The sequence below is a fragment of the Halomonas sp. PAMB 3264 genome (genome assembly GCF_031954245.1).
Taxonomy (GTDB): domain Bacteria; phylum Pseudomonadota; class Gammaproteobacteria; order Pseudomonadales; family Halomonadaceae; genus Vreelandella.
The window spans coordinates 1059518-1080983 of record NZ_CP134866.1 but is presented as its reverse complement, the minus strand read 5'-3'; the positions used below and the strand labels follow the sequence as shown (position 1 = coordinate 1080983).

At 63.5% G+C, this 21466-nt stretch carries 21 protein-coding genes; 4 read left to right on the top strand and 17 right to left on the bottom strand.

Annotated elements, in window-relative coordinates; all coding sequences use genetic code 11:
- Window positions 1–23: 23 nt before the first annotated feature.
- From astB to RN347_RS04870, 5 genes are read right to left on the bottom strand one after another with little or no spacing between them, the layout of a single operon-like run.
- Window positions 24–1376: an N-succinylarginine dihydrolase gene (gene astB, locus RN347_RS04890; protein WP_311960373.1), complete on the bottom strand. Its 1353-nt coding sequence runs from the start codon at window positions 1374–1376 to the stop codon at window positions 24–26.
- The gene (gene astD / locus RN347_RS04885; RefSeq protein WP_311960372.1) at window positions 1373–2860 is read right to left on the bottom strand and encodes a succinylglutamate-semialdehyde dehydrogenase; all 1488 of its coding nucleotides are present in this window, start codon (window positions 2858–2860) and stop codon (window positions 1373–1375) included. The genes astB and astD overlap by 4 nt, the downstream gene beginning before the upstream one ends.
- Window positions 2857–3900, bottom strand: a complete 1044-nt coding sequence (gene astA / locus RN347_RS04880) for an arginine N-succinyltransferase (RefSeq protein ID WP_263584701.1) — start codon at window positions 3898–3900, stop codon at window positions 2857–2859. Before astA ends, astD begins: the two co-directional genes overlap by 4 nt.
- Window positions 3900–4973 (bottom strand): arginine N-succinyltransferase, encoded by a 1074-nt coding sequence (locus RN347_RS04875; protein ID WP_311960371.1) that lies wholly within the window; start codon window positions 4971–4973, stop codon window positions 3900–3902. Before RN347_RS04875 ends, astA begins: the two co-directional genes overlap by 1 nt.
- A gap of 38 nt (window positions 4974–5011) precedes the next feature.
- Window positions 5012–6226 carry an aspartate aminotransferase family protein gene (locus RN347_RS04870; protein WP_311960370.1) on the bottom strand — a complete coding sequence of 405 codons (1215 nt, stop codon included), beginning with the start codon at window positions 6224–6226 and terminating at the stop codon, window positions 5012–5014.
- Between the two features lie 281 nt (window positions 6227–6507).
- On the opposite strand from RN347_RS04870, the gene RN347_RS04865 reads away from it, so the two are divergent.
- A complete protein-coding gene (locus RN347_RS04865) occupies window positions 6508–7302 on the top strand; it encodes an SDR family oxidoreductase (RefSeq protein WP_311960369.1) in 795 nt (264 codons plus the stop codon).
- A gap of 29 nt (window positions 7303–7331) precedes the next feature.
- On the opposite strand, the gene RN347_RS04860 is transcribed toward RN347_RS04865, so the two are convergent.
- The 4 genes from RN347_RS04860 to fabV form a co-directional block, all read right to left on the bottom strand.
- Window positions 7332–8306 (bottom strand): GlxA family transcriptional regulator, encoded by a 975-nt coding sequence (locus RN347_RS04860; protein ID WP_311960368.1) that lies wholly within the window; start codon window positions 8304–8306, stop codon window positions 7332–7334.
- Window positions 8307–8464: 158 nt separating this feature from the next.
- The gene (locus RN347_RS04855; RefSeq protein ID WP_311960367.1) at window positions 8465–9439 is read right to left on the bottom strand and encodes a PRC-barrel domain-containing protein; all 975 of its coding nucleotides are present in this window, start codon (window positions 9437–9439) and stop codon (window positions 8465–8467) included.
- 157 nt (window positions 9440–9596) lie between these two features.
- The gene (locus RN347_RS04850; protein WP_311960366.1) at window positions 9597–9809 is read right to left on the bottom strand and encodes a hypothetical protein; all 213 of its coding nucleotides are present in this window, start codon (window positions 9807–9809) and stop codon (window positions 9597–9599) included.
- A gap of 74 nt (window positions 9810–9883) precedes the next feature.
- Window positions 9884–11089, bottom strand: coding sequence for an enoyl-ACP reductase FabV (gene fabV, locus RN347_RS04845; protein ID WP_263584708.1), 1206 nt, complete (start codon window positions 11087–11089; stop codon window positions 9884–9886).
- Between the two features lie 188 nt (window positions 11090–11277).
- On the opposite strand from fabV, the gene RN347_RS04840 reads away from it, so the two are divergent.
- Entirely contained in the window at window positions 11278–11670 is a 393-nt protein-coding gene (locus RN347_RS04840) for a hypothetical protein (RefSeq protein WP_263584709.1), read from the top strand.
- Here the strand turns inward: RN347_RS04840 and RN347_RS04835 are convergent.
- Both RN347_RS04835 and RN347_RS04830 read right to left on the bottom strand, forming a co-directional pair.
- Complete coding sequence (locus tag RN347_RS04835) at window positions 11658–12146, bottom strand: glutathione peroxidase (RefSeq protein WP_263584710.1); 489 nt, start codon at window positions 12144–12146, stop codon at window positions 11658–11660. The genes RN347_RS04840 and RN347_RS04835 overlap by 13 nt on opposite strands.
- Window positions 12147–12197: 51 nt before the next feature.
- Window positions 12198–12821, bottom strand: coding sequence for a LysE family translocator (locus RN347_RS04830; protein WP_311960365.1), 624 nt, complete (start codon window positions 12819–12821; stop codon window positions 12198–12200).
- A 243-nt stretch (window positions 12822–13064) separates the two neighbouring features.
- On the opposite strand from RN347_RS04830, the gene RN347_RS04825 reads away from it, so the two are divergent.
- Window positions 13065–13796, top strand: coding sequence for a YebC/PmpR family DNA-binding transcriptional regulator (locus tag RN347_RS04825; RefSeq protein WP_263584712.1), 732 nt, complete (start codon window positions 13065–13067; stop codon window positions 13794–13796).
- A 7-nt stretch (window positions 13797–13803) separates the two neighbouring features.
- Here the strand turns inward: RN347_RS04825 and RN347_RS04820 are convergent, their stop codons facing one another.
- Both RN347_RS04820 and RN347_RS04815 read right to left on the bottom strand, forming a co-directional pair.
- Window positions 13804–14652: a mechanosensitive ion channel family protein gene (locus RN347_RS04820; protein WP_263584713.1), complete on the bottom strand. Its 849-nt coding sequence runs from the start codon at window positions 14650–14652 to the stop codon at window positions 13804–13806.
- Between the two features lie 8 nt (window positions 14653–14660).
- The gene (locus RN347_RS04815) at window positions 14661–15809 is read right to left on the bottom strand and encodes a hypothetical protein (RefSeq protein WP_311960364.1); all 1149 of its coding nucleotides are present in this window, start codon (window positions 15807–15809) and stop codon (window positions 14661–14663) included.
- A gap of 210 nt (window positions 15810–16019) precedes the next feature.
- On the opposite strand from RN347_RS04815, the gene RN347_RS04810 reads away from it, so the two are divergent.
- Window positions 16020–16304, top strand: coding sequence for a hypothetical protein (locus RN347_RS04810; protein WP_263584715.1), 285 nt, complete (start codon window positions 16020–16022; stop codon window positions 16302–16304).
- A gap of 87 nt (window positions 16305–16391) precedes the next feature.
- Here RN347_RS04810 and RN347_RS04805 read toward each other — a convergent pair whose 3' ends face one another.
- The 4 genes from RN347_RS04805 to RN347_RS04790 form a co-directional block, all read right to left on the bottom strand.
- Window positions 16392–17405, bottom strand: coding sequence for an NAD(P)-dependent alcohol dehydrogenase (locus RN347_RS04805; protein ID WP_263584716.1), 1014 nt, complete (start codon window positions 17403–17405; stop codon window positions 16392–16394).
- Window positions 17406–17448: 43 nt separating this feature from the next.
- Window positions 17449–19347, bottom strand: a complete 1899-nt coding sequence (locus RN347_RS04800; RefSeq protein WP_263584717.1) for an ABC transporter ATP-binding protein — start codon at window positions 19345–19347, stop codon at window positions 17449–17451.
- A 132-nt stretch (window positions 19348–19479) separates the two neighbouring features.
- Window positions 19480–20511: an AbrB family transcriptional regulator gene (locus RN347_RS04795; protein WP_311960363.1), complete on the bottom strand. Its 1032-nt coding sequence runs from the start codon at window positions 20509–20511 to the stop codon at window positions 19480–19482.
- Between the two features lie 85 nt (window positions 20512–20596).
- Entirely contained in the window at window positions 20597–21466 is an 870-nt protein-coding gene (locus tag RN347_RS04790; protein WP_263584719.1) for a PA4780 family RIO1-like protein kinase, read from the bottom strand.

Sequence of the window (21466 nt, the reverse complement as noted above, 5' to 3'; positions counted from 1 at the left end):
GCAAGCGTTTTCCTTTACTTCCTCTACCCCAGCTGAAACGGATACACCGATCCCATTTCGAGCAGTTTTGTTAGCTCATCGAGGGCGGCGAGCGACTCGCGAGCAAGCTGCGGGTCGGCCAGATCCTTTGGTGCCAGCCGGTCGCGGTAGTGGCGCTCGACCCAAGCGGTGAGATCCTCGAACAGCGCCGGCGTGAGCAGCGCCCGCGCCTTGATGGCCTCGCGCTCGGCGCTCGAGAGCGCCACCCGCAGGCGCAGGCAGGCGGGGCCGCCGCCGTTTTGCATGCTCTGCTTGACGTCCTTGACGAGCACTTCACTAATCGGGTTGTAGCCCGCGAGAATCAGATCCTGGATCACGCGCCACACCGTGTCGTTCTCCTGACACTCGCCAGGTACCACCAGCGTCATGCTGCCGTCCGGATTGGAAAGAAGCTGCGAGTTGAAGAGATACGAGCCGACGGCGTCGTCAAGACTGATCGCCTCGACCGGCACGCGCACCGGGATCAGGGGCGTGGCCATTTTGGCGCGCAGCGCCTCCAGCGTGCCCTCCTCGTCCAGAAAGGCCAGCTCGTGGTAGAGCAGCACCGGGCCGTTGCCCACGGCGATTACGTCGTTGTGGAACACGCCGGCGTCGATCGCGTCCGGATGCTGCTGGGCGAACACGGTTTGGGCATCGGTAAGCCCGTGCTGACGCGCCACGGCCTGACTCGCCTCCAGCGTTTGCCGGGCCGGATACCGGCGGGGCTCGCGCTCACCGCCAAACGCTTTTCGTCCGTAAACGAACAGGTGCACGCCGGGCTCACCGTGCGCGCCGCAAAGCCGGGTGTGGTTCGCCGCGCCTTCATCAGAAAACGCCGGCGTTGCCGGCAGCGCAGGGTGATGGGCGAAGTGGCGCTCGTCATGAAAGATGGCCTGCAAAACACGGCCGGTGGTGGCGGGCTCGAGAAAGCGATGGAAGCTCGACTGCAGGTTGGCCGGGGTGAACTGCACGCGACCCTCCGGCGCATCGACGCCCGGGGTGACCGTGGCGGCGTTGGCGGTCCACATGCTGGACGCCGAGCACACCGCGCGCAGAAGCTGCGGCGCCTGGTCGGCGGCGCTTGCCAGCACGCGCTCGTCACTGCCGGTAAAGCCGAGCTTTCGCAGTGCGCCGAGGTCCGGGCGCTGCTGGGGGGGAAGCACGCCCTGAGCGTAGCCCGCCTCCATCAGCGATTTCATCTTCAAAAGCCCTTGCAGCGCGCCCTCTTTCGGGTTGGCAGTGAGCCCTCCGTGGCGCTGGGAGGCCAGATTACCGGCGGCCAGGCCCGCGTAGTTGTGCGTCGGGCCGACCAGTCCGTCGAAGTTGACCTCCTGAACGCTTTCATCCACGCGGCTCATAGCGTAATACCCGGCGGCAGCGTTTCCGGCATCTCCAGCGACTCGGCCTCCATCGAGGCGACCGGGTAGGCGCAGTAGTCCGCGGCGTAAAAGGCGCTCGGGCGGTGGTTGCCGCTGTCGCCCACGCCGCCGAAAGGCGCATCGCCCGAGGCACCAGTGGTCTGGCGGTTCCAGTTGACGATGCCGGCGCGAATGCGCAGCAGAAAATCGTCCCAATCGGTTGGGTCGCCGCCGATCAGCCCAGCGGAAAGCCCGTAGCGGGTGTCGTTGGCAAGCGCGAGCGCCTCGTCCCAACTATCAAAGCGGTGAATCTTCAAAAGCGGGCCGAAGTGCTCCTCGTCGGGTACTTTCAGCCCGGTCACGTCGATCAGCGCGGGGCTCACAAGGCTCGTACCCTCTTCAAGGCGCTGCATGCGATTGAGCACCCGCCCACCCTGCGCCTCCAGCGCGTCCTGGGCTTTTAGCAGGCCGTCGGCGGCGGCCGGGCTTACGAGCCCGCCATAGAACGGCGCCGGGTTCTCCTCGAACTGCCCGGCCACGTGAAGCGTTTCGATGGCCTTCGAGAGCGCTTCGATCAGCCGGTCGCCGGCCTCGCCGTTGGGCACGATCAGCCGCCGGGCGCAGGTACAGCGCTGGCCGCCGGAGAGAAACGCCGACTGCAAAATGGTCAGCACGGCGGCGCGCTCATCCGACACCTCCTTGACCACCAGCGGGTTGTTGCCGCCAAGCTCGAGCGCAAGGATCTTGTCGAGCTGCCCGGCGAATTGCTGGTGCAGCATCCCCCCGACCTTTGCGCTTCCGGTGAATAGCAGCCCGTCGATGCGCCCATCACCGGCCAGTGCCTGGCCGACCTCGACACCGCCCTGCACCAGGTTGATCACGCCCTCCGGCAGGCCCGCCTCTTGCCAGCACTGCAGCGTTAGATCCGCGGTGAGCGGGGTCTGATCGCTGGGCTTGAAGACCACGGCATTGCCTGCCAGAAGCGCCGGCACGATGTGGCCGTTGGGCAGGTGGCCGGGGAAGTTGTAGGGGCCGAACACGGCCATCACGCCGTGGGGGCGGTGGCGCAGTACGGCCTTCGCACTGCCCACCTCTTTTTCGCGCTGGCCAGTGCGCTCGTCATGCGCCCGGATCGAGAGCGCCACCTTGCCCACCATCGCGCCGGCTTCGGTGCGCGCCTCCCAAAGCGGCTTGCCGGTTTCCGAGGCGATGGCCCAGGCAAGCTCTTCGCTTCTCTGTTTGAGCACCTCGGCGAAGCGCTCGACCAGCGCCAGGCGCTGCTCAAACGGCGTGCGCGCCCAGGCGTTGAACGCCGCGCGCGCCGACTCGACGGCCTGGCCGACCTGGGCGGGGCTTGCGGCCTCGCCCTGCCAAAGCGCCTGCCCGCCGACCGGGTCCGTTTTGCTAAAGCGCGCGCCTTCGCCCACACGCCAGCGGCCGTCGATCAGCTGCTGCATCTTTGCGCTTAATGGTTGTGCGGTCATGACGCCTCCTGAGTGTCGAGTAGTCTGAGCGTGTCGCCGGCGCCGACATCCAGCCGCCGCGCTTCCTCTTCGCTGAGCAAGATCGTGCCGTTATCATCCGGGCCGCGACCGAGCCAGGCGGCCCGAAACGCGCCGATCGTGGTGGTGGCCGCCAGCCAGCGGCTGACGCTTTGGACGTTTGGGTCGCGCGAGATCTCTACCGAATGAACCTGGGAGGTGCGCACCGCCCGCACATCGTCGATATAGGCCTCCACGGTCGGGCCGCCGTCGAAAATATCGATGTAGCCCTCCCAGCGTAGCCCCTCTTTCTTGAGCATCTCGAGCGCCGGTCGCGTGTCGCGGTGAACCTGGCCGATACAGGCGCGCGCTTTCTCGGACATGAAGGTGGTGTAGATGGGGAATTTCGGCATCAGCTCGCCGATGAAGCTTTTCTGGCCAAGCCCGGTGAGCCGGTCGGCCTCGTTGAAATCCATCGGGAAGAAGTGCTTGCCCAGGCTCTCCCAGAACGGGCTTTGGTGATGTTCGTCGAACACGCCGCGCATCTCCGCCAGCACCTTGTCCGGGAAGCGGTCACGGAACTCGGCGATGAACAGCCAGCGCGCCTTGGAGAGCAGCGCGCCGCAGCGCAAATGCCGGTTGGCCTCGCCGCGGTACTCCGGGCGCACGTAGAGCGAACACACCTCGGCGTCGCCGGTGTGATCCGAGCTCAAGAAGAGCGTGTCGATGGTGCGGTGCAGATCGAGCTGCACGGACGAATGCGCCAGCGTCCCGAGCCGGTAGTGATAAAACGGCACCTCGCGGCCGACCTGACCTTCGATGGCGCAGCAGCCGGCAAGCTCGCCGGTAGCGTCGTCTTCGAGCACGAAGAAGTAGAGCCGGTCATCGACCGGAGTGCGCTCCTCGAACGCGCTGACGGCGGTCTCGATCTTGCCGGCCAGAAACTCACGATTGTCCGGAAGCGAGGTAAAGCCGACGCCGGTTTGCTGCGCCAGCATCTGGAGACCATCGATATCGCCGCGGGCGATGGGTCGAATGCGCATTACATCTCTCCCTCGTCGAGAACGTCCTGGGCACCAGGTAGTGTCAGCGGCGCCACCAGCACCGCGCGGCCTTCCTCGACGCCAAGCCTTTCGGCGTGCTCGGGGCTGAGCATGAGCTGGCCGGTCGGCGAAAGCGCATAGCGCGCCACCAGGCAGCGAAACGCCGCGCTCTGGTTGGCGATGAGCGCAGGCTCGGCGTCCGGCAGGGTGTGTTCCGGGCGGATACGCACCGGATGCCAGCTGGCCTGGCGAAAGGTTTCCAGCCGCTCGCGCTCGGCCTTGACGATCGGGCCGGCATCGAAGATGTCGACGTGGCGCGAACGCGCGAAGCCTTCTGCCAGCATCTCCTGCAGCGGGCCTTCGTGGGCCGGGTGCTCGCGGCCGATCGCCGCGCGGGCCTGGGGCGTCAGCAGCGGCAGATACAGCGGAAATTGAGGCATCACCTCGGCGATGAAGCTTTTCGAGCGCAGGCCGGCGATGTGGTTGATCTCCTGGAAGCTGCGCGCGAAGAAATGATTGCCCACGCTCTCCCAGAACGGCGACTGCTGCTGGCTATCGAGATAGCCCGGAAACGCCACCGCCAGAATGTTGGAGAAGCGCTCCGGGTACTGGGCGATGAACAAAAGCCTTGCGCGGCGCAGCAAACTCTCGGCGCTGGTGCCCTGATAGCGCGGGTTCAGCGAGAACGCGCATAGAAGCGTGGCATCCGACACCTCGTGAGAGAGTGCCAGGGTTTGCACTTCACGACGCACGTTAAGCTGCTGGGAGGCGTGGATCAGCGTCTCCTGGCGATAGGTATAGTAGGCATCCGTCGCCCCGGCCTGGGCGCGAATGGTAGCGGTGCCCAGCACCCGCTCGGCCTCGCGCTCGGCGCCGGTGTCCTCCAGCACGAACATGTAGTGTTCGTCGCCGGGAAACTCTGCCTCACGGGCAAACGCCTCGAGCGAGCGCGCGATACGCTCTTCAAGGCGCGCCCGGTTGGCCGGCAGGTTGGTTAGCCGTGGCACCGCGTTCTCGGCCAGCGCCATCAGCGCGTCGAGATCCGTCATCGCCACCGGGCGCACGATTCGCATACTCAGCCTCCCTGCCGTCAGGGCCTGCTCGGCCCGGTTCATGAATGCGCGACGAGACGTTTGATCGCACGCTCCAACCGCGCCATGGCCTCCTCGATATCCGCCTCGGGAATCACCAGCGACGGCGCCAAACGCAGCACGTTGGGCCCGGCGATCAGCGCCATCAGCCCCTCTTCGATGGCCAGCGGCAGGATGTCCTTGGCACGCCCCTCGAAGGCATCGCTCATCTGCGCGCCCATCAACAGACCCATGCCGCGGATCTCCTTGAACACGCCGTACTTCTCGTTGATCGCCTCCAGGTGCTTGCGAAACAGCTGGTGGCGCGCCTGGACGCCGTCGAGCACTTCCGGGGTATCGATCACGTCGAGAGCGGCGAGTGCGACCGCCGAGCCCAGGGCGTTACCGCCGTAGGTCGAGCCGTGGGTGCCGAAACCCAATGAGGCGCCGATGTTATCGGTGGTCAGCATGGCCGCCATGGGGAAGCCGCCGCCCAGGGATTTGGCGGTGGTCAGAATGTCCGGCGTCACCCCAAAGTGCTGGTAGGCGTAGAGCTTGCCGCTGCGCCCGACGCCGGTTTGCACCTCATCGAAAATCAATAGTGCCTGGTGCTCGTCGCACAGCGCGCGAAGGCCTTCGAGAAACGCCTGGGTGGCGGGAATGATGCCGCCTTCGCCCTGCATCGGCTCGACCATTACCGCACAGGTGTCGTCGTCGATCAGCGCGCGCACGCTCTCCAGGTCGTTGTACTCGGCGTGCTGGATAGCGCCGGGCACCGGGCCGAAGCCTTCGGAGTATTTGGGCTGGCCGCCAACGGTGACGGTGAAGAGCGTGCGGCCGTGAAACGACTGGCGAAAGGAGATGATCTTGTCCTTTTGCTTGCCGAAATGATCGAACGCGTAGCGCCGAGCCAGCTTCAGCGCGGCCTCGTTGGCCTCGCCGCCGGAAGAGCAGAGATAGACCTTCTCGGCGAAGGTGCTGTCGACCAGCTTGCGGGCAAGCGCCAAGGCCGGCTCGTTGGTATAGATGTTGGAGAGGTGCCAGAGCTTTTCGCCCTGCTCCTTGAGCGCGCCGACCAGCGCTGGGTGGCAGTGGCCGAGCGCATTGACGGCGATACCGCCGGCCAGGTCGATGTACTCACGCCCTTCCTGATCCCACAGGCGGCTGCCCTCGCCGCGCACCGGCACCACCTGCTGCGGCGCGTAGTTGGGCGTCATGTAGGTGTCGAAATCCTGACGGCTGGGCGTGTGGCTCATGTGACTCTCCGGTTACGGGCAAAAGAGTTCCAGTATACGCAGCCCGTCACGTTTCACACTTTCACGATTGAGACGGTTAATTATGTAAAGCGGCAGTAGCCGGTACGAGACTCACTCACGACGCAACGCTTTTACAAGGGTGCCGGAACGCGTGCGGGAAGGAGTACCTGAAAGAGCGCCGGCTTGATTTTCCACCCTCAGCGACCATAGTGATTAACGCGACGATTAGCCGGCTAACACGACGGCCCGAGCCGTTTTGACGACCCATCCAGGAGAAACGTATGCAGATCGATTTGAGCGGTAAACGCGCGGTGATCACGGGCTCTACCGGCGGCATTGGCTACGCGATCGCCAAGGGGCTCGCCGCGGCGGGCGCCAGCGTCGTGGTGACCGGGCGCAGCAAGGAGCGGATCGACCAGGCGCTCGAAACACTAGGGCGCGACGTCGAAAACGCCAACGCTACCGGCGTGGCGGTGGATTTGAGCACCGCAGACGGCTGCCAGAAACTGATCGAGCGCGTGCCGGAGGCCGACATCCTGATCAACAACGTCGGTATCTTCGAAGCCGGCGACTTTTTTGATACCGACGACGATACCTGGCAGCGCTTTTTCGACACCAACGTAATGAGCGCGGTGCGCCTGTCGCGCCACTATGCCCGCGGCATGCGCGAGCGCAATTGGGGCCGGATCCAGTTCATCTCCAGCGAGTCGGCGCTGAACATCCCCACCGAGATGGTCCACTACGGTATGACCAAGGCCGCACTGCAGTCCGTGTCGCGCGGGCTCGCCAAGGTGCTCACCGGCACACGGGTCACGGTGAATGCCATTCTGCCCGGCCCGACCCGCTCGGAAAGCGTCAATGCCATGATCGAAGAGCAGGCGCGCGAGAAAGATATATCGATCGAGGAGGCGGAGGCGCGCTTTATCGACGAAAACCGGCCCTCGTCGATCATTCACCGGCTCGCCGACACCGACGAAGTCGCGAATCTGTGCGTCTACGTCGCCTCCGAGCAAGCCAGCGCCACCACCGGTGCGGCGCTGCGGGTCGAAGGCGGTATCGTGGATACCATGGCCTAGACGCTGTACGAGACGTCACGTGGGGCGCGTCAGGTCAACCGCTCTTCCCGGGGCGTCAGGCCGAAGTGGTTGCGGTAGGCGGTCGAGAAGTGCGCCCCGGAAGAAAACCCCACGGCCAGCGCGATCTCACCGATCGGCTGGTCGCTTTCGCGCAGCCGCGAGCGCCCGGCCTGCAGGCGCAAATCCAGGTAGTAGCGGCTCGGTACCGCCTGCAGGTATTTCTTGAACAGCCGTTCGAGCTGGCGGCGCGAGACGCCCAGATGCTCGGCGAGCTCCAGCGTCGAAAACGGCTCTTCGATGTTCGCCTCCATCAGCGCCACCGCGTCCACCAGGCTTTGCGGCGCGTGGCCCAGGCGGCTTCGAAGCGGCACGTGCTGGGGCTCGTCGGCGGTACGCACGCGCTCGTAGGCGAACTGCTCGGAAACCCGCTGGGCAAGCTCGGCCCCCAGCTCGCGGCGAATCAGCGTTAGCGTCATATCGAGCGCGGCGGTGCCGCCGGCCGCACTCAGGCGGTCACGGTCGATCTCGAACAGGGTCTGGGTGAAGGTGACCGCCGGGTAGGCCTGAGAGAGCGCGGCAAAGCGCTGCCAGGGAAGCGTCGCCCGGTAACCGTCCAAAAGCCCACAGCGCGCCAGCACCTCGCTTCCACCGGCAAGCCCCCCTAGCGCCGTTTTCGAAGGGAGCGTGCGCAGCCACCCTAGCAGCGCCGCGCCGAGCGGATAGGGCAGCGGCGAAGGCGCGGCGATGAACACGCAATCAAAGGCCTCTGCACCGTCGCCGAGCCCGAACTCGACATCAGCGCTGAGGGCGGCGGCGCTGCGCACGCTGCCTTTTTCAAGGCCGAGCGAGATCACCTGATAGCGGCTCTGGCCGCTGAGCTGATTGGCCAGCAGCAGCGGCTCGACCAGGCAAGCGTGAGAGAGCAGAGAGAAGCCGGGCAGCAGCAGCACGCCGAATCGCTTCGGAGTGGACGAAGGAGCATCGATAGGTGACGCGTGCGCCATGAAAACGACCGGTTGAAAACAAAGGGATATCTTAACCAATAACGCCCGGGGAATCAGTGCGGCTTTGTAAGAAAAGCGGCCAACGCAAACAGGGCAAGGGGAAGCCCCTTGCCCTGTGCGTTTTAGCGCCAGCGAAGGCTTGCCACGAACGTGGCGCCTTACTGGCCGCGGTTCGGATGGTTGGCGAGCTCGCCCACCTGCATGTCGCCGTCGACCTGGCTGTAGTTGTCCTCGTTGTACTCCTCGGTCGCGGACTCGATTTCGTCGCTACCGTAGGTGGTTTGCATCACCAGCTGATCGTCTTCGAGATTGATCTCCTGCAGCGCCAGCGCCACATCGGTGGCACCGAAGCCCCAGAAGCCGCCAATGGAGACGACAGCGTAAAGATCGCCGGAGTCGTTGTGCTCGACCACGTTATCGACCTCGCCGATCTCCTCGCCTTCCTGATTGACTACCGTCATGCCTTCGACATCGCTGATCGTCAGCGACATCAGGCCGCCCTGGGTGTCGTTTTCGGCGAGCGTTTCGTCAGGCTCGAGGTTGTCCGGATCTTCCATGGCGTTCGGGCTACGGCCCTGGTTGCCGTCCATCTGGCCGGCGCTGTCGTCAGCGGCCTCTTCGGTCATGGACTCCTCCGCCGCCATGGCTTCCTCGGTCGTAGCGTCGTCGGAGTTGGTTGAGGGCGGGCTCTCCATCTGGCCGTCGCTTTCGGTATCGTCTACCGCGTCAGCGTCGCTACTCATGTCAGCATCGCTGCCCTGGTCATCGCTCATCTGGCCCTGGCTTTCGTTGTCGGCGCCGGAGGCGCTACCGGTGCCGCTGTCGGTGTCCGCATTGGCGTCGGGCTCGGCCGCCGTCCCCATGTCGGTATCCGCTTCCATGTCGGTATCGGTATCCGTGTCAGTATCGGCGTCCATATCGGTATCGCCGCTTTGCGCGTCGCTACCGTCGGTGTCGTCTTCGGTGCTGGTCTGGCTTTGCGCCCCCTGCGCGCCCTGGGCAGCCGCTCCTGACGTCTGTTGCTGCTCGTTGGAACCGCCGGACGCCGCCGGACTCTCTTCTTCGGCCAGGGCGCCAAACGACGTGCCCGCGCAGATCGCGGCGATGGCGACCGCCAGTGCTGTCCGTTTCATGGGGTGACTCCTTGTAGTTGATCGACTCTATTGAAGCTAGTGAGCAAAGCCGCGATACGCAATTTATTTTGCGCCCGCACGGTCAACGGCATCGGGAGACGTTTGGGTCTGGCTGAAAGGTCTGTTTGAAAGAGTCTGGCTGCAACGTCGGTGCGGGTCACTTACCGAGCAGTATGCCCGCAATAATGAACAGTGCGAGCGCCACGGCAAGTACGGAAACGACGATGGGCAGGAGTTTATAAAATCCTTTGGGGGAGCGCCTTGCTTCGGGCTGTCGATGAGCGGGCATCTGCGGCGCCCGTTCAGGTTGGCGCTGGCCCATTACGTGCTCTTTCTCTTGTTTGGGCGTTTTACTTTCGCGGGTATCCATGGCCTCGCCTCTTGAGCGGGCGCCCGGGACGGGCGCCCGCCCTCACAGGCTTCGAGCCTTTTTGAAAAGCGCCGTTAAAGCGAGACGACGTCGAAATCGACCTCCGGGTCGACGTCGGCGTCGTAGTCGACGTCCTCACGCTCGAAGCCGAACAGTTTCAGGAATTCGTGCTTGTAACCAGCATAGTCGGTAATCTCGAAAAGGTTGTCGCTGGTGACTTCCGGCCACAGATCCTGACACGCCTTCTGGACGTCGTCGCGTAGCTCCCAGTCGTCCAGACGAAAACGCCCCATCTCGTCGAGCCCCTGGGCACTCTTGTCTTCGGCGTAGAGGCGCTCGCCGAACAGGCGGTTGAGCTGGTCGATGGTGCCTTCGTGCAGGCCCTGCTCTTTCATGATGCGATACACCATGGCGATATAGAGCGGCATGACCGGAATGGCCGCACTCGCCTGTGTCACCACAGACTTGAGCACTGCCACGTTCGCCTGGCCGCCGGTCTCACCCAGCTTGGCGTCGATGGCCGTGGCCGCGCGGTCCAGATCCTCTTTTGCCTTGCCAAGCGCGCCGTGCCAGTAGATCGGCCAGGTGATCTCGGTGCCGATGTAGCTGAACGCCACGCTTTTCGCCCCCGGGGCCAGCACATCGGCATCCGCCAGGGCGTTCATCCAGAGCTCCCAGTCCTCGCCGCCCATCACGGTGATGGTGTCATCGATCTCGGCCTGGGTCGCGGGCTCGACTTCGGCTTCGATGATGGTGTCCTTGTTGGTGTCGATCGCCGTGGCGCGGTAGGTCTCGCCGATCGGCTTAAGGCTTGAGCGCTTGAGCTCGCCGGTATCCGGCAGCTTACGTACGGGTGATGCCAGTGAGTAGACCACCAGATCCACCTGCCCCATGTCCTGCTTGATCAGCTCGATGGCTTTCTCGCGGGCTTCATGAGAGAAGGCATCGCCGTTGATCGCCTTGCTGTAGAGGCCTTCCTGCTTGGCGAACTTGTCGAACGCGGCGCTGTTGTACCAGCCGGCGGTGCCGGGCTTTTTCTCGGTACCGGGCTTTTCGAAAAACACGCCCAGCGTGTCGGCGCCATAGCCAAAGGCGGCGGTGACGCGCGCCGCCAAGCCGTAACCGCTGGAGGCGCCGATCACGAGCACCTTTTTCGGGCCTTGGCGCTTGTCCAGACCGCGGGCTCTGGTCGCCTCGATCTGTTCGCGCACGTTTTGCTCGCAGCCTTTGGGGTGCGTGGTGGTGCAGATAAAGCCGCGTACTTTGGGTTTGATAATCACTGGGATCTCCTTATCGAAAATCGGGGTTCATCGACGGGCAGGCCCGTGGCGTTGGCGCCCATTCTAGCGGGCCGAGGCGACGCTGTCCGCACTTGAGCCTGGCGGGTTTTCGCGTCAGGATACTCAGGTGAACGTATCAGGCCCTGTAAGGGCCGATGCCTGGACGGCCAATTCGCGATGATGAACCAATGAACGCACAGCAGTTAGTGGATGAACGTGGCGACGTTTGGCTCGCCCTCGCCCCGCTCTGGCTCGACCGCGAGCCCGGCGAGCGCGACTACGCGCACATGATCGAGGTGATCCAGGCGCATGGGTTGTCGCTCAAGGAGCTCGAGTGGATGTTTCGCCTGGAGCTCGCGCCGGTGATGGCGCGCCATCAGCTCTCCATTGCCAGTGAATGGCGAGCGTTCGACGATCGTAAGCTGATGCAGCAGCTCGTCTCGCACAACCTGCGCTTGCGCGGCTGGCGGCGCAAGAGCTGGGCGCTGTTTTCGGGATTGACCACGATGATGGTGCGCCACCGCTGGGGCGCGCTGATGCAGCGGCTGATGGTCGCGCGCGGGGACGTTCAGGGCTCCTGATCGAGCGCGGCTTCCACCGCCCGGCGCAGCGTCAGGCCGCGCTCCCTGGGGCCGAAGCGCGCGATCACCCGGCCGTCGCGGCCGACCAGAAACTTGGTGAAGTTCCACTTGATCATGCGGGTGCCTAAAAGTCCCGGCGCGTCGCGTTTGAGCGCGGCGAACAACGGATGCGCCTCGGGCCCGTTGACCCGCACCTTCTCCATTAGCGGAAAATGCACCCCGAAGCGCTGCTCGCCGAATTGGCAAAACGCCTCGGCGCTCTCCGGCGACTGACGGCCGAACTGGTTACAGGGAAAGCCGAGCACGGTGAAGCCGCGGTCGCGATAGCGCTTGTAAAGGCTTTCGAGCTCCTCGAGCTGCGGAGTGAAGCCGCACTGGCTTGCGACGTTCACTACCAGCAGCACCTGCCCTTTCAGCGCGCGCAGGTTGAACGGTTCGCCCTGATGGGTATGGCAGTCCTGCTCGAAAATGGTCATGGCAAAGCCCTTGTCGAAAACCCGTTGAAAACGATGACGTTACCCGGCGCATTACGCCTCGACCAGCGGCCCCATCACCACGCGCAGCGCCAGTAGTAAAAGCAGCGCACCGGTCACCCGGTTGACCCAGTGCGAACGGCGCTGAAGCCAGGGCAGCACGGAAGAGTGCGAAAGCCCGAGAGCAACGATCAAATACCATCCGCCGTCGATCACGACCGCCGTCATCACGATGATCAGTTTGGCGAAAAGCCCCATGTCCGGCGATACGAACTGACTCAGAAGCGCCACGAAAAAGAGAATCAGCTTGGGGTTGATCAGCGCCACCAATAGCCCCTCTTTTGCGGCCAGACGCCTCGTCGTTGCCACGTGGGCTGGCGAGAGTACGCCTGAACGGCCGGCGCGCAACGCCTTGACGCCAAGCCAGGCAAGATAGGCGGCCCCAAGCCAGGTCACCCAGCGAAAGAGCTCCGGGTGACTCGCGATCAGCGCGCCAAGCCCCAGCACCGTCAATAGCGCGTAGATACCTACGCCAAGCGCGTGGGCCACCGCCGCGATCATTCCGCTTTGGCGCCCGCCCCCCAAAGTGTGGCGTAACACGAGCGCCAGGCTTGGCCCGGGCGACATCGCGCCCATGGTACAAATGGCGGCCAGCGACAGCCAAAGTGACAGCGGCATACGTTCTTCCTTCTCGTTTTTATCGTCGCCGAGGGCGGCTTTCAAGCGCGGCGAAACACTCCCCGCCACGCGGTCTTAAATAACGCTGTTAGCATGTTACGCTGTTGGGTAAAATTTTTCCCTTTTGATGAACCATGGCGTTGATCGTCCCGAGCTCCAGGGCTCGCGATGTCGATTTACCATGGCGTTGATGAATATAGCGCCTGGCGTTCAGGCAGCTTTAGGCGATGAAAGGACGTTAACATGGGTAGGGCGTTTCAAAACCGCAAGGAATCGATGGCCAAGACGGCCGCGGCGAAAACCAAGGTGTACAGCAAGTACGGGCGCGAGATTTATGTCGTCGCCAAGTCCGGCGGCACCGACCCCAACGGCAACCTGGCGCTGCGTGGCCTGATGGAGCGCGCCAAGAAGGATCAGGTGCCTTCGCACGTGATCGACAAGGCGTTGGATAAAGCGTCGGGCGCCGGCGGCGAGGACTTCTCTACCGCCCGCTACGAAGGCTTTGGCCCGGGCAACGCCATGGTGATCGTCGAGTGTCTGACCGACAACCCGAACCGCACCTTTGGCGACGTGCGCGGCTGCTTTACCAAGACCAAAAGCAAGATCGGCACGCCTGGAAGCGTAAGCCACATGTTCGACCACTGCGCGATCTTCTCCTTCAAGGGGCAAGACGAGGAAGCGGTGCTCGAGGCGCTGATGGAAGCCGATGTCGACGTCACCGACATCGAGCAGGAAGAGGAGCGCATCACCGTTTTCGCGCCGCACACCGATTACGCCAAGGCCAAGCAGGCGCTGATCGACGCCTTTGGCGAGCTCGATTTCGAAGCCGACGAAATCCAGTTCTTGCCCCAGACCACCACGCCGGTGGAAGGCGACGACGCGGTGATGTTCGAGAAATTCTTCGACATGCTCAACGACCTGGACGACGTGCAAAACGTCTTTCACAGCGCCGAGCTGCCCGAGCAGGAAAGCTAAGCCCGCGCTAGCCGCGCGGCTTGCTCGGCCCCGAGGTCACCTCACCGGCATCGAGCGCGGTGTCCGGCGGCAGATGCGCGGTTTTGATCCCGGCCTGACTGAGCACCTGTTTGGCGCGCACGGTCAGGTCGGTAATGAACAAAAATTGCTGGCGCGGGTCGACCGGGTAGGCGCGAATGCGATAGTGCGTGCCCCAGGGCTTCTCCTCGGCAACGACGATGATTGGCGCATCGAACCTTAAATACGCGCTGGTCAGCGCAACGTCCTTGAGCGCCTGGCGCACCCAGCCCGCAGCGTCATCGACGCAAAGATAGAAGCTCGTCACGCACTGTAGCGACGGCCCACCGTTGTTGGCGTTATAGACCGGCGTATCCCACAGCTTCAGGTGCGGCATGGCGACCAGGTCGTCGTCCGGGGTCTGGATGTGCACGGTGCGCATGCCCACGTGCTTCACCTCACCATAGGCATCCTCGATCTGCACCCAGTCTCCGGGGCGGTAGGGAAGCTCTACCGCCGACACCACCCCCGCAATCAGGCTGCTCACGTAGTCCTTCAGCGCGAAGCCAACCGCCAGCCCCAGCGCGCCGAATAGCGTCACCATATTGCGAAGCGATGGGTCGATGATCATGGGCACGATCAACACGATCGCCGCAATCAGAATCAGAAGCCTGGTCAGCGGCACCAGCGCGAACACGCGAAAGCGAAGCTGGCCGTGAAGCCGGTTGGCCAGCCAGTTCAATCCGCGCTGGCTCAAAACGATCAGAAGAATCGTCGCCAATAGAATCAGGCCGACGGTGATGACCGTACTGGTATCGATATCGTTGAATAGCTCGGCGTAGCGTTTGCGCTCTTCCATGAAACGTCCTAAAGCGGGTCGATGAGATAGTTACGCGAGGACAAAAGCTCGCGAACGCTGGTATACGCCAGAGGGGCTACCTGCCATCGCCCTTCGTAATGCGTGAGAACCCCCTGCCGGGACAGCACCATCCGCGCGTTGAGCGTCTCGGAGCGGGTGAACGGCACGACCTCGGGCAGTGCCTGGTCGCAAAGCCCGCCGTGGACGAGCAGCGAATGCAGCACGAGCGTGGCGACATCGCCGGTTTCATTGGTCAGCTCCGCTTCGTTTAGCGCATCGAGCAGCCAAAGCTCATCGTCGTGACCACTCTCTTCGATTGGCTCGCGAAGTTGCTCGCGCCAGTAGCTGCGCGCGATGCCGAGCTGGCCGCGACAGTGCACGGCCAGGTACTGCATATCGCTTTCGTGTTTATGCGTTTGCTGGCTCTCGACGGTCAGCGGCTCGCCGGTGCGCGTGCTGTAGACCGTGAGCGCCTGGTGCCCCGACCCCGCGCCGATGAAGTACTCGGCAAGCTGCTCCCCCTCCACGGCCTGCAGGGTCAATGTCGGCACGCTGTCCAGGCCGATGATGTGCTTGAGAAAAGCGTAGCTCCAGCTATCGCAGCCAATCACGCCCTGGCCAAGATGCCCACCGAGCGCGCGCTCCAGAAAGGCACGCACCCCCTGAATGCCGGCGTGATTGCGTAAGAAACAGCGCTCCAGCGCCGGTAGCGCCCAGCGCTGCTGACCGTCGAACGCCATGATCCAGTCGGTATCAGCCGCCAGCAGCGCCTCGACCGAGGGCGACTCGGCAAGCATCACCTGCTGGTCTCTGGCCCACTGGGAAACGATCTGCTGGTGCCCGCCGTAGGGAGGCGTGATGAAAATCACTACCGGCTGCTGATAAAACGTGCGATCGAGCGTCTCCCCCAGGGCAGTGGCCGGTCGGGACCAGTCGATGGGCGGGGCCAGGTGGGCCAGGCGCACTTCGGGAAGCTTTCTCAGCTTCTGCTCTTCGATCGCGTGTCGCTGGGCGGCGCGCTGTCCTGTGAGCCAGGTCTTGAGTGCGCGAACGTAGCGCTGACGGCGGGACTGCTGGGTCTTCTGTGGAGTAGAAAACGCCTCGAGTTCGACGATCTCCCAAAGGGGGGAAGAGGCATCTTCCGAACGCTTTGCCATAGCGCATCTCGTTGGTTGCTAAAGACGTTCAGCTTAGCACGCTGCACCGGAGCCGGTGCTTACGAACTTAACGCGAGTAAAAGGGTCAATAGGGGTAGACCTGACCGCAACAAGAGTCCGTTAAAAGACCTTCGCGCGGCGGTGCCAGGAGAACACTCAAGCATGTAGACCCCGGTGTCATCACCGGTCGTTGCCCAACGGGAGGTCGCAATGAGCGTTGTTCAAGTTAACGAAAGCCAGCTTCACGAAAAGCTGACCAAATGCATGTCAGGTGAGCGGGTGCTGATCGACCACGATGGCAACCGTTTTAGCGCGCGCATTCAACAGGCCGATACGAAAGGCGTCAGGGTCATTCCCGAGGCGCTGATCAAAAGCGCTCAAGGCGCTTCTGACGAGATCGAGGGGTTGACGCTCCCCTACCAGGACGTGTGGGAGCTCGAGGTCAAGGGTGTGGTCTATAGCCGCATCGGCGAGCCCACCGAGCGTAGCGCCTGACGCCGTCTTCAAACGACTCTTATAAAACGACTGCACGCCTTTGGGCGTGCAGTCGTCGTTTAAACTACCGAACATGGCTTGAAGCGTTTAAAAGCTCAGGCAGATCTTGCCGAAGTGTTGGCCGGACTCCTGGTGGCGAAAGGCATCACCGATCTCTTCAAGGCCGAATTCACGATCGATGATCGGGCGCAAATGCGAGGCTTCGATGGCGCGAATCATCTCGAGCTGATCCCGGCGGCTGCCCACGATCAGCCCCTTGAGCGTGGCCTGCTTGGCCATCAGCTTGGCGGTGGGAATATCGCCTTCGCGTCCGGTCAGAATGCCGATCAGCGCCATGTGACCACCGATTTTCACCGCGTCGATCGACTGAGGCAGCGTTTTCGGCCCGCCCACCTCGACGATGTGATCGACCCCTTCACCGCCGGTGAGCTCCTTGACTTTCTTGCCCCACTCCGGCGTTTTTTGATAGTTGATCACGTGCTCGGCGCCGAGCGCCTTGAGCTTTTCGAGCTTCTCGTCGGACGACGACGTGGCGATGACCCGCGCGCCCATCATTTTGGCGAACTGCAGCGCGAAAATGGACACCCCGCCGGTGCCGAGCACCAGCACGGTGTCGCCGGCCTTGAGGCCGCCATCGACCACCAGCGCCCGCCAGGCGGTCAGCCCTGCGGTGGTTAATGTTGCCGCCTCTGCATGGCTATAGCCTTCGGGCTGATGGGTGAACCAGGTGGCCGGGCGTGTGATCTGCTCACGGGCGTAGCCGTCCACGCCGTCGCCTGGCGTGGTGCGAAAATCGCCCACCCGCGCCGGGCCTTCCAGCCAAGTGGGGAAGAATGTCGACACGACCCGGTCGCCGACCGCGAATTCGGTCACGCCCTCGCCCACCGCCTCGACGACGCCGGCGCCATCGGACATCGGAATACGCCCGTCGTCCGTCGGGATCATGCCCGCGACCACTGCGTAGTCGTGAAAGTTGAGCGAGCTTGCGTGAATGCGCACGAGAATTTCACCCGCGCCGGGCGCGTTTGGAGCCTCACGCTCGAAAACGCCGAGCTGGTCGAGCCCGCCGGGCGCCTTCAAGGTAACGGTACGGTTGGACATACACTCCTCCTGATTCATCCATTAATCAACTGGTCTACTGCGCTTACGTCACGTTAGCAGACGAATCCGCATCCGACACGTCCAGCCCCAAAAATCCGCCGGACTGGCGCTGCCAAAGACTCGCGTAGATGCCGCCTTTGGCCAGCAGTTCCTGATGTGTGCCGCTTTCGACCATTTCGCCGCCGTCGACCACGATCAAACGGTCGAGCATGGCGATCGTCGAGAGTCGGTGGGCGATGGCGATCACCGTCTTGCCCTCCATCAGCGCGTCGAGCTGCTCCTGAATCGCCGCCTCCACTTCGGAATCGAGCGCCGAGGTCGCTTCGTCCAGCACCAGAATCGGCGCGTTTTTCAAAAGCACCCGGGCGATGGCGATGCGCTGGCGCTGCCCACCGGAGAGCTTGACCCCGCGCTCGCCCACGTGGGCATCCAGCCCGCGCCGGCCGTGCGGGTCGACCAGCTCCTGCAAGAAGCCGTCGGCGTGCGCCCGGCACACCGCTTGCCAGACGTCTTCGTCGCTGGCATCAGGGCTTCCGTAGCGGATGTTGTCTCGAAGCGAGCGGTGCAGAAGCGACGTATCCTGGGTCACCATACCGATCTGGTGGCGAAGCGAGGTCTGGGTCACGTCGCTAATGTCCTGGCCATCGATCAGGATGCGCCCGCCCTGCAAGTCGTAAAAGCGCAGCAGCAGGTTGGCAAGCGTGGACTTGCCCGCCCCTGAACGGCCGATCAGGCCGATTTTCTCACCGGGCTTGATCGTCAGGTCGAAGCCGTCGAACACGGTGCGGTGCTCGCCTTTGGCCTGGGTGTAGTGAAAGGTGAGCGCATCAAAAACGATTTCGCCGCGAGGAACATTGAGCGGCGGCGCCCCCGGGGCGTCCTGAATGCTCGGCGCCTGGGCGATGGTGTTCATGCCATCCTGCACGGTGCCGATGTTCTCGAACAGCCCGGCGACTTCCCACAAAATCCAGTCGGACATGAAGCGAATGCGCATCACCAGCGCAATGGCGATCGCCAGCACGCCAAGCGAAATCGCCTCGACGTACCAGGCACTGATCGCCATGCCGGCGATGCCGACCAGCAGCAGCGTATTGAGCAGCGTCAAACAAACGCTCATCACCGTCACCAGGCGCATCTGACGGTGCACCGTGGTGAGAAACCCCTCCATCGCGTCTTTCGCGTAGCGCTGCTCACGCAGGGTGTCGGCAAAGAGCTTGATGGTTTGAATGTTGCTGTAGCTATCCACCACGCGCCCGGTCATCTCGGCGCGGGCGTCCGCCTGGGCCATGGAGACGTCGCGAAGCCGAGGCACGAAGTAGCGCATGATGCCCAGATACCCAATGAGCCAAAGCCCCAGCGGCAGCAAAAGCCAGGGGTCGGCGCGGCCGAGCAGAAACGCTGCACCGGTGAAATAGACCAGCGCGTAGACCATCAGGTCCATCACCTTGGTGACCGTTTCGCGGATGGCAAGGGCAGTTTGCATCACCTTTTGCGACACGCGCCCGGCGAACTCGTCCTGATAGAACGCCAGGCTTTGGCTCAACATGTGGCGATGCGATAGCCAGCGACCGATCATCGGGTAGTTGCCGAAAATGCTTTGATGGGTGATCAGCGACTGCAGCAGCACCAGAAGCGGCAGCCCGACGACGACCAGAAGCCCCACGCCCATCAGCCAGCTACCGTTTTGCTGCCAGAAGCCCTCGCGTTCGACCTGCCCCAGCCAGTCGACCAGCTCGCCCATGTAGCTAAAAAAGAACACCTCCGCCGCTGACACCGCGCCGGTGACCAGCGACATGGCCAGCAACAGCGGCCAGATCGGTTTGGAGAAGTGCCAGATGAACGGCACTAGTCCCCTGGGCGGCGTGGTCATCTGCGCGTGTGGATAAGGGTTCACGCGGTTCTCAAAAAACTGAAACAGCGATTTCATAGTGCGAGCGAGCATGGAAGGTCCTTGAAACCAAAAGACAGGGGATAACAAAGCATTCAAAAGGGTAACGAAAGGCGCGACCAGGGCATGGTTCAAAATCAAAGGTTCAACGCGTGGCCTGAACAGCCTGGCACGAGATCGCAAACGCTACCGGTGCCGGGTGAGATAGCGCGCCCAGAACGGCGCGATGATCATCAGTGTGATCATGCGCAGCAGATGGTGAAAGGCGACGAACACCGGGTCGATGTCGAGCGCCACGGCGAGAATGGCGATTTCGCCGATACCGCCCGGCGCCAGCGCCAGAATCGCGACGTCCCGCCCGACCCCAAGAAACTGATGAATCGCCTCGGCAAAAAGCGCCAGCACCATAAGCGCCAACAGGGTGGCCACGCCGGATTGCCACAGGTAGCGCGAGAGCTGGCGCCCGGTCATGCCCCTGAAGCGTGAGCCGATGGCGCTGCCCAGCACCCAGAGCATCAGGTTCATGCCCCAGCCAGGTAGCGCAAGGCTTGCGATATCGAACCCCGATAGCACTGCGGCCACCAGAAGTGGCGCCAGCAGCGCGGCGCTTGGCAGGCGCAGCCAGCGCCCTAGGGGCAGCACGAGCGGAATCAGCAGCAGCATCCAGCCGCTTTCAAACGCGGTGCCTGGCGGCATGGGGCTTGCGCCCTCGCCGCTCGCGACCCAGAAAAACGCGGGTAGGAAGAGAATCACCAGTACCACGCGAAGCGACTGGGCGACGGCGATGCGCTGCGGGTCGCCGCCGCAGCGGTCGCCCAGTAGAATCATCGCCGTCATCGCCCCAGGGGCGGCGCTGAACCAGGCGCTGGTCGCGTCGAACCCGCAGCGCCGGTACCAGGCGGCCGCGGCGGCGGTGGAGGCCGCCACACCCGCCAGCAAAAGCGCCGCCGAGATCGGCCAATCACCCACGCGGTGGGCAAGCTGCGGCGTGACCTGGCTTCCAAGTACTAGCCCCATCATCGCCAGAAACACGCTGCGCAGGCGCTCGGGCACGGCCACATGCACGTTGTTACAGGAAAGCAGCAGATTCGCCACCAGCGGCCCGAGCATCCAGGCCAGCGGCAAACCGATCAGTTGAAATACCGTGCCGCCGACTGCGCCGGCGCCAAGCGAGGTCAAAAGCCCTCTGGCCGTGCGGTTGGTTGGTATTACCTTCAAACGGATACCCCGGGCGCCTCGCGCCGTTTCTTAACCTGCTAATGAGCTCTGGCGCTTAGCATAGCATCAGAGCAACCAGGCGAGGTTAGTACGGGTAGCCGTCATCATCGTCGTCGTCTCTGAGCCGCGCCTGGCGCTCGGCCTCTTCTTCTTTTGCGTCGTCGATAACGTCCAGAAGTTCGTCGACGTTGGCGCTTCTGGTGTCGAACTCAAAGTGGCCGGTGAGTTTGCTCTCCGGGGTGAGCTTGCCGGCCTCGAAAAGCGCCCACATCTCCTTGCCGTAGTGGGTGGCCAAAAGCGAAGGCGCGTAGCGGCCAAAGTAGGCGCGCATGTTGTTCACGTCACGCTCGAGCATGGCGGCGGCGCTGTTGTTGCCCGCGGCGTCCACCGCCTGGGGCAGGTCGATGATCACCGGGCCGCTTGCGTCGACCAGTACGTTGAACTCGGACAAATCGCCGTGAACGAGCCCGGCGCAGAGCATACGCACTACGTCACCGATCACCTTGTCGTGGTAGGCGAGCGCCTGGGCTTCAGAAAGCGTCACGTCGCCAAGGCGCGGCGCTACGTCGCCTTCGGCGTCCGTGATCATCTCCATCAACAGCACGCCGTCGACGAAGCCGTAGGGGGTGGGCACACGCACGCCGGCGCCCGCCAGCCGGTAGAGCGCGTCGACCTCGGCGGTGAGCCAGGCCTGCTCCTGCTCTTTTTGCCCGTAACGGGTCTTTTTCGCCATGGCCCGGGCCCGGCGGCTGTTGCGCTCCTTGCGCCCCTCCTGATACTGGACGGCCTGCTTGAAACTTCGCTGGCTCGCCTCCTTGAACACCTTGGCGCAGCGCTTTTCACCGCTGGATCGAACGACGTACACCTGCGCTTCCTTGCCGCTCATCAGCTGCATCAACACCTCGTCGACGAGGCCGTCGTCGACCAGTGGCTGTAATCGTTTGGGTATCTTCAT